This window comes from Nonomuraea ceibae, assembly GCF_019396325.1.
GTDB lineage: Bacteria > Actinomycetota > Actinomycetes > Streptosporangiales > Streptosporangiaceae > Nonomuraea > Nonomuraea ceibae.
Genome location: NZ_JAHKRO010000099.1, coordinates 1 through 13,077 on the forward strand (window position 1 = coordinate 1; position 13,077 = coordinate 13,077).

General features: G+C 72.5%; 12 protein-coding genes, 1 tRNA gene and 1 pseudogene. 8 read left to right on the forward strand and 6 right to left on the reverse strand.

What is annotated here, in order from left to right; translation table 11 throughout:
- The 6 genes and pseudogenes from KME80_RS38500 to KME80_RS38525 form a co-directional block, all read left to right on the forward strand.
- A pseudogene (locus KME80_RS38500) lies at positions 1-263 on the forward strand (serine/threonine-protein kinase); the annotation flags it as partial.
- Positions 264-287: 24 nt separating this feature from the next.
- On the forward strand, positions 288-1,832 hold the full coding sequence (locus tag KME80_RS38505) for a protein kinase family protein (RefSeq protein WP_219513604.1): 1,545 nt from the start codon (positions 288-290) through the stop codon (positions 1,830-1,832).
- Between the two features lie 61 nt (positions 1,833-1,893).
- Positions 1,894-2,991: a DUF2510 domain-containing protein gene (locus KME80_RS38510; RefSeq protein ID WP_219513612.1), complete on the forward strand. Its 1,098-nt coding sequence runs from the start codon at positions 1,894-1,896 to the stop codon at positions 2,989-2,991.
- Positions 2,992-3,062: 71 nt separating this feature from the next.
- Positions 3,063-3,656 carry an oligoribonuclease gene (gene orn / locus KME80_RS38515; RefSeq protein ID WP_219513622.1) on the forward strand — a complete coding sequence of 198 codons (594 nt, stop codon included), beginning with the start codon at positions 3,063-3,065 and terminating at the stop codon, positions 3,654-3,656.
- 67 nt (positions 3,657-3,723) lie between these two features.
- A tRNA-His gene (locus KME80_RS38520) sits at positions 3,724-3,796 on the forward strand.
- 158 nt (positions 3,797-3,954) lie between these two features.
- Positions 3,955-4,176, forward strand: a complete 222-nt coding sequence (locus KME80_RS38525; RefSeq protein ID WP_049556178.1) for a helix-turn-helix domain-containing protein — start codon at positions 3,955-3,957, stop codon at positions 4,174-4,176.
- Here the strand turns inward: KME80_RS38525 and lat are convergent.
- From lat to KME80_RS38545, 4 genes are all read right to left on the reverse strand, one after another.
- Positions 4,162-5,448, reverse strand: a complete 1,287-nt coding sequence (gene lat, locus KME80_RS38530; protein WP_219513630.1) for an L-lysine 6-transaminase — start codon at positions 5,446-5,448, stop codon at positions 4,162-4,164. The two genes, KME80_RS38525 and lat, sit on opposite strands and share 15 nt — an antisense overlap.
- A 66-nt stretch (positions 5,449-5,514) precedes the next feature.
- A complete protein-coding gene (locus tag KME80_RS38535; protein ID WP_219513632.1) occupies positions 5,515-6,057 on the reverse strand; it encodes an HdeD family acid-resistance protein in 543 nt (180 codons plus the stop codon).
- A gap of 51 nt (positions 6,058-6,108) precedes the next feature.
- Positions 6,109-6,753 (reverse strand): PAQR family membrane homeostasis protein TrhA, encoded by a 645-nt coding sequence (gene trhA, locus KME80_RS38540; RefSeq protein WP_219513640.1) that lies wholly within the window; start codon positions 6,751-6,753, stop codon positions 6,109-6,111.
- Positions 6,754-6,773: 20 nt separating this feature from the next.
- A complete protein-coding gene (locus KME80_RS38545) occupies positions 6,774-8,306 on the reverse strand; it encodes a penicillin-binding transpeptidase domain-containing protein (RefSeq protein ID WP_219513642.1) in 1,533 nt (510 codons plus the stop codon).
- Between the two features lie 25 nt (positions 8,307-8,331).
- Here KME80_RS38545 and KME80_RS38550 point away from each other — a divergent pair, with 25 nt between their 5' ends.
- Complete coding sequence (locus tag KME80_RS38550) at positions 8,332-9,180, forward strand: spermidine synthase (protein WP_308126101.1); 849 nt, start codon at positions 8,332-8,334, stop codon at positions 9,178-9,180.
- On the opposite strand, the gene KME80_RS38555 is transcribed toward KME80_RS38550, so the two are convergent.
- Positions 9,177-9,845, reverse strand: coding sequence for a response regulator transcription factor (locus KME80_RS38555; protein ID WP_246646449.1), 669 nt, complete (start codon positions 9,843-9,845; stop codon positions 9,177-9,179). The two genes, KME80_RS38550 and KME80_RS38555, sit on opposite strands and share 4 nt — an antisense overlap.
- Positions 9,838-11,550, reverse strand: coding sequence for a sensor histidine kinase (locus tag KME80_RS38560; protein WP_219513664.1), 1,713 nt, complete (start codon positions 11,548-11,550; stop codon positions 9,838-9,840). Before KME80_RS38560 ends, KME80_RS38555 begins: the two co-directional genes overlap by 8 nt.
- A gap of 157 nt (positions 11,551-11,707) precedes the next feature.
- On the opposite strand from KME80_RS38560, the gene KME80_RS38565 reads away from it, so the two are divergent.
- Complete coding sequence (locus KME80_RS38565; RefSeq protein WP_219513666.1) at positions 11,708-13,063, forward strand: serine hydrolase; 1,356 nt, start codon at positions 11,708-11,710, stop codon at positions 13,061-13,063.
- Positions 13,064-13,077 lie beyond the last annotated feature (14 nt).

Genomic DNA, 13,077 nt, shown 5'->3' on the forward strand with positions numbered 1-13,077 from the left:
CCCCCACCCCCACCGCCACCCAGGCGACCACCCGGCCGCCCCGCCCCACGCCCACCCGAACCCCGACGTCCCAGACCCCCACCCCGGACGAAGAGCCCACGGGCGACGGCGAGACCACGCCCGGACTCCCCGGCCCCGAGCCCTCCACGGCAGCGGCGGCCCCCGCGGCACTGCTCGCGGCCGGGCTCGTGACGACAGGCGCGCTTCCCGTCACACTTGCGGTGAAACGCCGCATGGCGGGACGGCACCGCAGGAAGCGCTAGAAGACGCGGCGGGGGGCGACGGCGATGAGCAGTCCGAGAAACGGTATTGCCGGGTTCCGGCTGACCGAGCACACGTGGATCACCGAGCTGGGCAACTGGATCGACGCGATCTCACCCGACGGGCGGCGGGCGGGGGCGCTGCTGTTCGACGCGCGCGTCATCGAACTGCCCGGGGTGCGGGAGCGCGTCGTGTCCGCCGTCCTCACCGACCGCCGCCTCGTCCTCGGCGGCCTCACGGGGCTCATCCCGGTGGCGGACGTCGTGGCGGCCAGCGACCAGGTGTGGCTCCTGACCGCCCAGGCGGTCACCCCCACCCTCTCCACCCTCCTCACCATCCCCCCGTCCGGCGACGCCCCCGGCCGGGGCAACCACCCGTACGGCGACGCTCCCGCCCAAAGCGGGCAGCCCCTCGGGGGTTTCCCCGCTCAGGACGGCCACCCGTACGGGGATGGGGGTGTGTCGTTGTTGGGGGGTGTGGAAGCCGGTGGGGCGGCGTCGGTGCTGGTGGAGACGGCGCGAACGCTGCTCGGGCTGCACGCCGCCGGGGTGACTCACGGCTCCGTGCATCCGGGGACCGTGGTGATCACGGCCGAGGGGGAGGCGCTGCTGTCGGAGCGCGGCCTGGCCGACGCCATCCGGGGCCAGGTGTCCGCTCCGGAGCGGGACGCCGCCGGGTGGGCGTCGCTGGCACGCGGGCTGGCGGCCTCGAGCACCAGGGAGGCGCCCCAAGTGGCGGCGCTGTTCGAACGGGCGGCGGGCACGGCGGTCACCAGAGGGCTGGCGGCGGCCCGGGATCTGCTGCTGGCCGAGCTGCCCCCGGGAACGGTCAGCCGGGACGGCCTGGCCCGGGCGGCGCGCGGCCGTTCGGTGTTCGCCCAGCCCTCGGCGTACCGGCAGCCGGCCGCCCAGGGGCCGGAGGATCGGGACGAGGGCGACATCGTCACGCTTCTGCACGTCCCCGAGGCCCGTACTCCCGCAGGCCCGGACGGCGTCGCGGGGACGCGGCCGGGGGCTGAGGTGGCCACGCGGCCGGGGCGGCAGGGGGACGGGGAGGTGCGGTTCGGGCCGGGGGTCGGGGCGCCGGCGGAGACGGCGGCCGAGCGGATCTGGCGTGAGGGCCGTGACGGGCCGGGCGGGCGGCGCGGCGCGGGCCGGCGGGGCAGGGCGCGGCGGCGGCGGACGGCGCTGTCGGCGGTGGTGCTGGCGGTGGTGCTGGCGGGCGCGGCGTTCGCCTGGCTGCGGCTGAACGGCGGCGGCCCGGAGCTGGCCGTGTCGGAGGTGGCGGTGCGCGTGCCGAAGAAGACTCAGGGCTGCGACACCGTGGTGACCGTCACGGGCACGATCACCACGAACGGCGGCGTGGGCGAGATCCGGTACGAGTGGCGCCAGAACCTGGAGAAGAAGGTCGAGCGCGGCACCCTGCGCACCCGGGCGGACAGGACGTCGTACGACCTGACGCTGCGCTGGGAGTTGCAGGGTGAGAGCACGGTGAAGGCGACGTCGACGCTGCGGGTGCTGTCGCCGGGCCCGGCGCGCAGCGGCAAGGCGACTTTCACGTACAAGTGCTGAAGCCCAAGTGCCGAACGGCGCAACAATGCATCTCAAAGCCGTTCTTACTACTCTGACGGGCATGACCCAGCAGACCCCCGCGGGCTGGTACCCCGACCCGTACGGATCCCCTCAGTTGCGGTGGTGGGACGGCAACCAGTGGACGGACGCCACCCACCCCCTGGAGCAGGGATCGCAGCAGCCCCAGAGCCGCCCGCAGCAGCCTCAGAGCCAGCCCGACTGGTCGTCGGCCCCGGCGAATCCCACGCTCGCCTACGGCCAGCAGCCGCAGTTCGCGCAGGCCCCGCCGCAGCAGCAGCAACCGCCCCAGCAGACCCAGCAGCCCCCGCAGCAGCCCGGTCAGTGGGGCGGCGCGCCGCTGCCCGGTCCCGGTTACGGGCCGCCGCCCAAGCAGAGCAACCCGCTGCCGTGGGTGCTCGGCGGCCTGGCGGCGCTGGTGGTGGTGGCGCTGATCGCGGTGGCGGGCATCTACCTGGCCAACAGCTCCTCGCCGGTGGCGGCGCCGACCGACTCGCCGACGCAGTCGCTGCCGGAGACGGAGGACCCGCCGAGCGAGCGGCCCTCCGACCCGCCGACCGACCAGCCCACGGATCGGCCGACGACCCCGGCCCAGCTCCCGCAGCCGCAGGACGGCACGGTGACCGACCCCATCGCGGGCCTCTCGTACGAGGTGCCGGATGGGTGGACGGTGCCGGAGGCGAGCTCGATCAACGGCACCAACCCGGCCATCCAGTCGTGGACGAGCGGCGTGGGCAAGGTCGCGCACGAGAAGTTCGACGGTGAGAGCGACTGGGTGGGCAACATCTACGCGGGTGAGCTGATCGAGCGCTTCCCGTACGCCGGGGCGGCGAGCCTGGGCACCACGGCCAAGCTGGTGATGGCGGACTTCGCCCGCTACTACGACCTCCCCCACGAGAGCAAGATCGTCGCCGACAAGGCCATGAAGATCGGTGACCGGGACGCCTGGGTGGTGCAGTTCGAGTACGACTTCACCAAGGTGTCGGAGCAGAAGAACTTCAAGTGGAAGAAGGAGAGCGGCGCGGTCGTGCTGATGGACCGGGGCGAGGGCGAGCGTCCGGCGCTGGTCTACATCTCGGTCCCGGACAACCTGGGCACCGACGTGGTCGGTGACGTGCTCAGCTCTATCAAGCCCGCCTGACCGGTGGCACTAGGCTGGTGGGGTAGGCAAGCGGGGCGGGTCACTCCGGGCCGCTGCGGCGAGGAGAACGAATGAGTGACTTGCTGGTCTGGATCGACTGCGAGATGACCGGGCTCGATCTCGGGCGCGACGCGCTCGTGGAGGTGGCGTGCATCGTCACCGACAGCGAGCTCAACCAGCTGGACGAGGGCGTCGACGTGGTCATCAAGCCGCCGCCGGAGTCGCTGGAGCAGATGTCGCAGGTGGTCAGGGAGATGCACACCGCGTCCGGGCTGCTGCCGGAGCTGGCCGGCGGGGTGACGCTGGCCGAGGCGGAGTCCATGGTGCTCGACTACCTGCGGCGGCACATCGCCGAGCCGAAGAAGGCGCCGCTGTGCGGCAACTCGATCGGCACGGACCGCACGTTCCTGTCGCGTGACATGCCGGCGGTGGACGCCTACCTGCACTATCGGATGATCGACGTGTCGTCGATCAAGGAGCTGGTCCGCCGGTGGTATCCGCGGGTCTATTTCGCCGCGCCCGAGAAGCAGGGCGGTCACCGGGCTCTGGCCGACATCACCGAGAGCATCCGCGAGCTGCGCTACTACCGTGCGGCCGTGTTCGTGGGGCAGCCCGGGCCCGATTCGGCGACGGCCCGGACGCTCGCCGAGCGTGTCAGCGGTTAATGGGTGGCGTGAAGACTCCCGAACACCGCTACACTTTTGCTGTGCCGTTCTCACGGGCGGCACGATGGTGGGTGTAGCTCAGTTGGCAGAGCGCCAGGTTGTGGTCCTGGATGTCGAGGGTTCAAGTCCCTTCACTCACCCTGACGCGAACGGCCGGTCCGATAGGACCGGCCGTTGCCGTTTTCTTCCGGCATCGTCCCCAAATCACGACATTGCGAGTTATGCTCGCTGTCTACCGCCAACGCCGGAAGCTCGGGGGCCCTCGGCGACCTGACTGTCTACGCGCCCCGGAGGCCGGATGAGAGTCGACGACGCAGCGTTCGAGAGCGTGTTCACGTCATTGAGCAAGCGCGAGGCCGAGGTCATGGACCTGATCGCGAAGGGCGAGTCCAACGGCCAGATCGCGCAACGGCTTTTCCTCAGCGAGAAGACGGTCAAGAACCACGTCAACCGCATCTACGCCAAGCTGGGCGTGGACTCGCGCGTCACCGCGATCGGCCTGTGGTTATCGCGCGAGTGACCCCTCCAGGGTGGTGGCCAGGGCGTCGAGCCCGTGCTCCAGGTCCTGCTCGGGGATGTTCAGCGCCGGGCGCAGCCGCACCGAGCGGGTGCCGCACGGCAGCACCAGCACGCCCGCGTCCTCGCGCAGCGCGGTGACCATCGCGTCGCGCGCCGCCGTGTCGGGCAGGTCGAAGGCGGCCATCAGGCCCCGGCCGCGCACGTTCGCGACGGTCTCCGGGTGCTCGGCCTCCAGCTTGGTGAGGCGTTCGAGGATGACCGAGCCGAGGGTGGCGGCACGCGGGATCAGCCGGTCGCGTTCGATGATCTCCATCAGGCCGCGGCTGCGCACCATGTCGACCAGCCCGCCGCCCCAGGTGGAGTTGATCCGCCCGCTGCGCCTGAACACGTTGTCCTCGACCTGGTCGACCCGGCGGCCCGCCATGATGCCGCCCACCTGGACCTTCTTGGCGAAAGCCACGATGTCGGGCTCCAGGCCGAGCTGCTGGTAGGCCCACGGGGTGCCGGTGGTGCCGCCGCCGGTCTGCACCTCGTCCAGCACGAACAGCGCGTCGTGCGCATGGCAGAGCCGCTGCATCGCCTGGAGGAACTCGGCGCGCATGTGGTTGTCGCCGCCCTCGCCCTGGATGGGCTCGGCGATGAAGCAGGCGATGTCGTGCGGGTGGCGTTCGAAGGCGGCGCGGGCCTGGGCGAGCGCGCGTTCCTCGGCCGCCTCGACGTCGCCGAAGTGGATGGCGGGCACGTCCACGCGGGGCCAGTCGAAGACGGGGAAGCGCTCGGTCTTGACCGGGTCGGTGTTGGTCAGGCTCAGCGTGTAGCCGCTGCGGCCGTGGAAGGCCTGGGTGAGGTGCAGGACGCGGGTGCCGAGCGCGGGTGAGCGGCCGGCGGCCTCGTTGCGGCGGCTCTTGTAGTCGAAGGCCGTCTTCAGCGCGTTCTCGACGGCCAGCGCGCCGCCCTCGACGAAGAACAGGTGGGGAAGGGCCGGGTCGCCGAACACGCGGGTGAAGGTGTCGACGAAGTCCGCCAGGTGTTCGGTGTACATGTCGGGGTTGGCGGGTTTGTTCCGGGCGACCTGGCCGAGCAGGCGGGTGAAGTCCGGGTCGAAGGGCGGGTTCACGCCCAGGGGCGCGGATGCGAAGAACGTGTAGAAGTCCAGGTAGCGGCGGCCGTCGCGGGCGTCGACCAGCCAGGAGCCCTGGCTGAGCTCCAGGTCGAGGACGAGCCGGTAACCGTCGACGAGCAGGTGGCGGGCGAGGCGGGCGTGTACGTCCATGTCTCCTCCACAATGAGCCGGACATGCTGTACATTTCCCGCCTTCATCCCGATATATACGTAAGATTTACGGATGATGGGCCTTCGGCGCGAGGTTCTTCACCCGGAACGCCAGAGCCACCATCGCGATGCCGTACAGGATGGCGAAGATCCCGATCAGCCAGGCCAGCGTGAGCAGGCCCGCCCCCGGCCAGATCAGCAGCAGGACGCCGAAGATCACCGACAGGATGCCGCCCACGATGAGCATCCACTCGTTGTCGATCACCTTGCGGAGCTGGATCCCGTCCACGATCTCGGCGATCCCGTGGAAGATCGCCCAGAACGCGACCACGTACAGCAGTGCCAGCGAGGTGATGCCGGGCCACACCAGGGCCACGATGCCGGCCAGGACGCTGACGACGCCGATGAAGATCGGCCACGCCCGCGACCGCGCCCCGTGCCGGAACCCGGAGAAGATCGAGAAGATCCCGTCGACGATCGCGTACGCGCCGAAGAAGACCACCAGCACGAGCAGCGTGATGCCCGGCCAGATCAGCGCGAGGATGCCGAAGAGGATCGCCGCGATGCCGCGGATGAGCACCAGCCACCAGGTGCTTGCGAGTCGTTCCATTCCGCTCTGCTGTCCAGGATCGACTCCCGGATAGCCCCGCATGCGGTCAAATCACTGTGAATAGACCACGATCGACACCGCAATGTACTGCACCAGGTAGGCGGCCAGCGTGAAGGCGTGGAAAACCTCGTGGTAGCCGAACCAGCGCGGCGACGGGTCGGGCCGGCGCAGCCCGTACACGACGGCGCCGGCGCTGTAGAAGACGCCGCCGACGGCGACGAGCACCACGGCGACCACCCCCGCGCCCTCCAGGAGCTGCGGCATCACGAAGATCGCGGTCCAGCCGAGCGCCAGGTAGAGCACGGTGTAGAGCCAGCGCGGCGCGCCCATCCACAGCACCCTGAACAGCACCCCGGCCAGCGCCCCGCCCCAGATCACGCCGAGCACCGCCACCCGGGCGGCCCCGTCGAGCGCCAGCAGCGCGAACGGCGTGTAGGTGCCCGCGATGATCAGGTAGATGTTCGCGTGGTCGCAGCGCCGCAGCACCTCCGCCAGCCGGGGGCCGAGCGTGCTGCGGTGGTAGGTGGCCGAGATGCCGAAGAGCAGCCCCGAGGTGATCGCGTAGACGGCGGCGGCGAGACGGGCCTGGAGCGTGGGGCCGAGCGCCACGAGCGCGAACCCGCCCAGCAGGGTCACGGGCAGCGCCCCCGCGTGCAACCAACCGCGCAACCGGGGCTTTACGGTGATCGTCGTCATGAAACCTACGGTACCGTAGGTTAGAGACCGTTGAGAAAGCGGACCGCGATCGGCACCGCCGCCGAGCCGCCCGATCCGCCGTGCCTGACGAAGACGCAGAACGCCAGGTCGTCGGTGAATCCCATGAACCAGGCGTGCGGCCGCTGACCCTGCACCTCGGCCGTCCCCGTCTTGCCCGCCACCCCCGGCGGCAGCCCCGCGCCACTGGCCGTGCCGTGGTCCACGACGGCCCGCATCATCTGCCGCAGCCCCGCCACGACCGTCGAGTCCATCGGCGCCGGCGGATGCGGCGGGCCGTCGATCCGGCGCACCTCCTTCTCGGCGAGCAGCCGGGGCGAGCGCAGCGTGCCGTCCTGCACGGCGGCGGCGATCGCCGCCATGCACAGCGGTGTGGCCAGCACCTTGCCCTGGCCGATGATGTTCGCGCCGGCGTCGTCGGGCGTCTGCGGGTCCTCGATCGAGCCGCACGCGCCCTGCGCGCCCGTCGGCATGCTGCGCCCGAACCCCCACTCCAGCGCCGTCTCACGCAGCTCCTCGGCGTCGAGCCGGGTCGTGCCCTGCTGGACGAACGTGGTGTTGCAGGAGTACGCGAGCGCGTCGGCGAAGGAGACCACGCCCCGGTCCCTCTCCCCGTCGTTGTCGAAGCCGCGGTGGCCCGGGATCGCGTACCTGGCCGGGCACGGCACCGGGGAGCCCGGCTGGAGCCCGGACTTCAGCAGCGCGGCGGCCACGATCGTCTTGAACGTGGAGCCGGGCGGGAACATGTCGTGGAAGGCGCTGTAGTTGTCCTTGAGCCGGTCGGCCACCGCCAGCACCTCCCCGGTGCCGGGACGCAGCACGACGATCGAGGAGTTCTCCACGCCGTCCAGCGCCCGCGCGGCGGCGGCCTGGACGGGGCGCGACAGCGTGAGGCGCACGACGTTCGGCTTCGGCTCGGCGGTCAGCAGCCGCCGCTCGGCCCCGCCCGGCTCCTTGGCCACCAGCGCCAGCCCCAGGTTCACGTCCCCGAACTCGGGCCGCAGCCTGGCCAGGTACGACTCCACGTGACTGTCGCGCGGGATCGGATCGCCCTCCCGGGTGACCAGCTCGACCGCCGGCCCCTCGAAGTCGGTCAGCTCCACCGTGGCGCCGCCCTTGAGCACCGGGTGCAGCGTCTCCGGGGCCCACAGCACCTTCCACTCCCCGTCGCGCACGGCCAGCCGCAGCACCCCGTCGAACGGCCACTCGCCCAGCTCGTCCAGCGTCCGCACCCCGCTGAACGGCGCCTCCGCGCTCTCCTCGCCGGTGCTCTTCACCGGCGCGGGGCGTAACTCCAGGCCGGTGACGCCGAGCTCGGCGTCCATCGCCCGGTGCCGCTCCCGGAAGTCGCCCGGCGGCCGGTCGACCAGCCGGCTCATCGTCCCGACGTCACCCGCCCGCCAGGCGTCGAAATATGCCTTCGCGGTGGCGGCGGCGCTGCCTCTGACCCCGCCGGCGGCGGCGACGGCGAAGGCCACCGCGGCCATCACCGCGAGAACCGCCCCGAGGAGCACAATCAGCCTTCTGCGTCGCATACGGTTCTCCCAGGGAGGGATCAGCGTGGCACGTGGACAGCAGCGGGAACCGGCCCCCGGCCAGTATTCGGTGACGTTCGGCGAGGTCGAACTGCTCCGGGATCTGGACAGGCAGGACGGCTGGATGCTGTCCAAGGATGGCGTACCGCAGTCGTATGTCGACCTACAAGACCCCACATTCCTGGAATTCGAGTACGTACGCCTCATGGCGGACGTCATCGATTTGCTTCCTGAAGGGGAGCTGAGCTGCGTCCACGTGGGCGGCGGGGCGTGCACGATCCCCCGTTACGTCACGGCGACCCGGCCGGGGTCGCGGCACATCGTCATCGAGCCCGACGGGCTGCTCGTCGACCTGGTGCGCGAGCAGCTCGCGCTGCGCTCGGTGCCCCGGCTGAAGGTCATCGTGGCCGGTGGGCGCGAGGGCACCGCGAAGGTGTGGGACGCCACGGCCGACCTGCTGGTCCTGGACGCCTTCAGCGGCGCGACGATGCCCGTGGAGCTGGCCACCGAGGAATACCTGGGCGACATCGCCCGGGTGCTGCGCCCTTCGGGCACGCTGCTGGTCAACCTGGCCGACGGCAAGGGCCTGGCGTTCGCCAGGCGGCTGCTGGCCACGGTGACGGGCGCGTTCCGGCACGTGGCGCTGCTGGCCGAGCCGGGGGTGATGCGGGGACGCCGGTTCGGCAACCTCATCGTCGCCGCCTCCCGGACGGAGCTGCCGGTCGAGCTGCTCACCCGCCGCGCGGCGGGCGGCCTCACGCAGGCGCGGTGCGTGCACGGCGAGGCGCTGGTCAACTTCATCGCCGGGGCCGCGCCCATCAGGGACGGCGACGCGGTGCTCGCACCGGTGCCGCCTCCCGCGGTGTTCGGCTAGGGGCGCAGGTAGGCCAGGACGGCGGCGACCCTGCGGTGGACGTCGCCGCTGTTCTCCAGGCCGAGCTTGGTGAAGATGGCGTTGACGTTCTTCTCCACCGACGACACCGACAGGTGCAGCGCCCTGGCGATGGCGCCGTTGGACCTGCCGTGGGCCATCTCGCGCAGCACGTCGCGCTCGCGCGGGGTGAGCGACTCCGGCTCGCCGCGCACGTCGTGCCTGGCCATCAGGCCCTCGACCACCTTCGGGTCGATGACGGAGCCGCCGGAGGCGACCGCCCTGATCGCGCCCAGCAGCTCGTCGAGGTCGCCGACGCGGTCCTTCAGCAGGTAGGCCAGCCCCTCGGTGCCGTGCTTGAACAGCTCCAGGGCGAACAGCGCGTCGGAGTACTGCGACAGCACGACGATGCCGACGCCCGGGTGGGCGGCGCGCACGCGGTGGGCGGCGTCGATGCCCTCGAAGCCCTGCCGCCACCGCCCTCCGGGCATCCGGATGTCGGTGACCACCACGTCGGGCCGGAGCCTGCGGACGGCGTCGAGGAGCTGGTCGGCGTCGCCGACGGCGGCGGCGACGGTGACCTCGGCGGAGGTCTCCAGCAGCCGCCGGGTGCCCTCGCGCACCAGGTAGTGGTCGTCGGCCAGGACGGCCCTGATCGGCTCACCCATCGACCGGCACCCAGGCGTGCACCCGTGTCCCCTTTCCCCGCTCGCTGTCGACCCGCAGCCCGCCGCCCAGCGCGGTGAGCCGGTCGGTCAGCGTGCCGAGCACGCCGGGCCGGGCCTCGAAGCCGGCGCCGTCGTCGCCCACGGTCACGCCGAGCCGTCCGTCGTCCCTGGACAGCCGCACTTCTATCCTGGCCGCCGCGGCGTGCTTGAGCGCGTTGGCCACGGCCTCGCTCACGGTGAAGTACATCGCGCCCTCGACCTCGTCGGGGAAGCGCTCGGCCCGCAGGTCGCGCCCGGCGTGGACGTGGACGGGCACGGGCAGCCGGGCGCAGCGCTCCTCGACGGCCTCGACGAGGCCGCCCTGGCTCAGCGCCGACGGGTGGATGCCGGCGGCCAGCTCGCGCAGGTCGGCGAGGGTCTGGCGGGCCTGTTCGCGCAGGCCGGCGAGGGTCGCGGCGCCGCCCCCGGTGGCGCGGGCCAGCTCGATCCCGGCGATGAGGGCGACGAGCTGCTGCTGGACGCCGTCGTGGATGTTGCGCTCGATGCGCCGCCGCTCGGCCTCCTGGGCGTTGACCAGGCGGGTGGCCAGCCCGGCGCTCTGGATGGCGAGCCCGGCGGGCACGGCGAGCGCTTCCAGGAAGCGCCGGTCCTCGCGGGTCAGGCGGCCGGAGACGCGGGGGCCGCATTCGAGCCGCCCCTGGCCGCCCCGTACGGGCAGGGTGAGGGCCGCGGGGCCGTCCTCGGCCCCGGACACCACCCGCCTGCCGTCGGCCAGCGTGACGGCCGCCCAGCGCGTCTCCAGGCCGGTCCGTACGGCCTCGGCGAGCCGGCCGAGCTGCTCCACGGGTTCCCGGCTGTCCTCCAGGTCGGGGGCGAGGCCGGACAGCACCTCCCCCACGGTCGGCCGTACGTCGAACACCAGGAGCAGACGCGAGCCGCGCAGGCCGATGCGGATGTCGAGCAGGTGGTGGCGGGCGACCGCGACGACGATCGCGCCGGGCAGCGCGCCGAGCACGGCCAGCATGCCGACCAGGCCGACCGCCGGGGCCTGGCCGCCGCTCAGGAACAGGTAGCCGAGCACGATCCCGATCTGGTTGGCGGCGGCTCCGGCGGCCATCCAGCCGTACTGGGCCCGCTCGGGCGGGCGGCTGCGCCACCAGCGGAGCACGAGCCCGGCGAACACCACGTGACCGAGGACCCAGACCGTGAACTGCCCGGCCGCGGAGGCGAAGACGCCGGCCCACTGGACGGGGCCGTGCACGTCGATGGGCCGGCCGGGCAGGAACGACACCGTCAGGTTGCCGGCGGCGTGCAGGGCGATCGCGACCCCGGCGAGCCAGGCGACGGGCCGCCAGCGCCGCGACGGCAGCCGGCCCTCCGGGAACAGCAGCGGCACGTACACCCAGCTCAGCCCGTAGAAGACGGCCATCGCGGCGAGGGCCGCCCGGGCGAGCCCCGGCGCGACGTCCGCCAGGGCGACCCCGGACAGGCCGACGCCGAAGCAGACGGCGGCGGCCAGCAGCAGCCTGCCGTAGGGCACGTCGGGCCGCCGGAGGGCGAGCAGCAGGCCGAGCGCCGGGAGGATCAGGCCGACGGCGACGAACGCCGCCTGCGAGGCGAGGGGCCCGCCCGTCGCGACGGTGGCCGCCACCAGCGTCACGGCCGCGGTCGCGGCCGCCAGGACCGCCGCCAGGTTGGTACGCATATCCGACCATCGTCACAAGCCTTCCGGACGGCGTCCATCCGGTTGACCGCACACTTCGTACGGCCGTCCGCACCGCCGGGACGGTGGCCCGCACGGTGGGCCGGGCGGGCCGGTCCGCGTTTTGCTGGAGATCCGTCGAGCGGAAGGGATCTTCCTCATGAACCACCCGGCACGAAGCCTGGCTGCCGTCGCCTGCGCCGTCGCCCTGGCCGTCCCCGCCCTGACCGTCCCCGCCCAAGCCGTGCCCGTCTCTTACGCCGGCATCGCCCGGGTCGCGGGCGCCGAGATCCCGGACACGCCGCTGGGCGACGCGCTGCGCTGGGTGCTGGACGCCGCCACGCGGACGCCGATCGGGCAGGCCGAGCTGGAGGCGCGCTTCGCCCCCGAGTTCCTCGCCGCGGTCCCCGCCGAGCGGATCAACGAGGCGCTGGCCGCCTACAAGGGCATCCAGGTGCGCTCGGTGCACGTCCAGCACGCGGGCGCGCTCGTGGCCGCCGTGGACCTGGGCGGCAGGCGCTACCTGCTGACGCTCGGCGTGAACGGCGCCGGGCTGATCAGCGGGCTGCTGCTGGCCGAGCCGCCCGAGCCGCGGCCCACGCCGGCGAGCTGGGGCGAGCTGGAGCGGCGGCTGCGCGCGGTCGCGCCGCGCACCGGGTTCGTCGCGGCCGAGGTCACCGGCCGGTCCTGCCGTCCGGTGCGGGGCGTCGCGACGGGCGTGCGCCGGCCGCTGGGGTCGATGGTCAAGCTGTTCGTGCTCGGCACGGTGGCCGCGCAGATCAAGAAGGGCGCCTACCGCTGGGACACGAAGCTGACGATCACGCCGGAGCTGAAGAGCCTGCCGACCGGCCGGTTGCAGGACCTGCCCGACGGCAGCAAGGTGACGGTCCTGGAGGCCGCCAAGCTGATGATCTCGATCAGCGACAACACGGCCACGGACCTGCTCGTGCACCGGGCGGGCCGGCGGGCGGTCGAGCGGACGATGCGCGCCTGGACGAAGGGGCACGAGCGGCGCAACGAGCCGCTGCTGACCACCAGGGAGCTGTTCGCGCTCAAGGGCGCCCGCTATCCGGAGCTGGCCGAGCGCTATCTGGCCGAGGACACCCGGGGCAGGCGCGCGTTCCTGGCGGACGTGGTGGCGAAGGTGCCGCTGCGGGAGATCGCCGGGTGGCAGCGGCCGCGCGAGCTGGACACGATCGAGTGGTTCGCCTCGCCGATGGACGTCTGCCGCGCCCACGCGGGGCTGGCGAAGCTGGACGACGGCCGGATCGGCGAGATCATGTCGGCGAACGACGCCGGGCTCGGGCTGCCGGCGGACCGGTGGCGGGCGGCCTGGTACAAGGGCGGCTCGGAGCCTGGGCTGCTCGACATGAGCTTCAGCGCCACCACCAGGGACGGCAGGACGTACGTCGTGACGCTCATGGCGGTGAACCCGGGCGCGCCGTTCGACGACGACCGGACGGGCCAGGAGCTCCTGGCGCTGGCGCGGGGCGCGTTCAGGCTCATGGTGGAATAGTTGAAAACTAAACT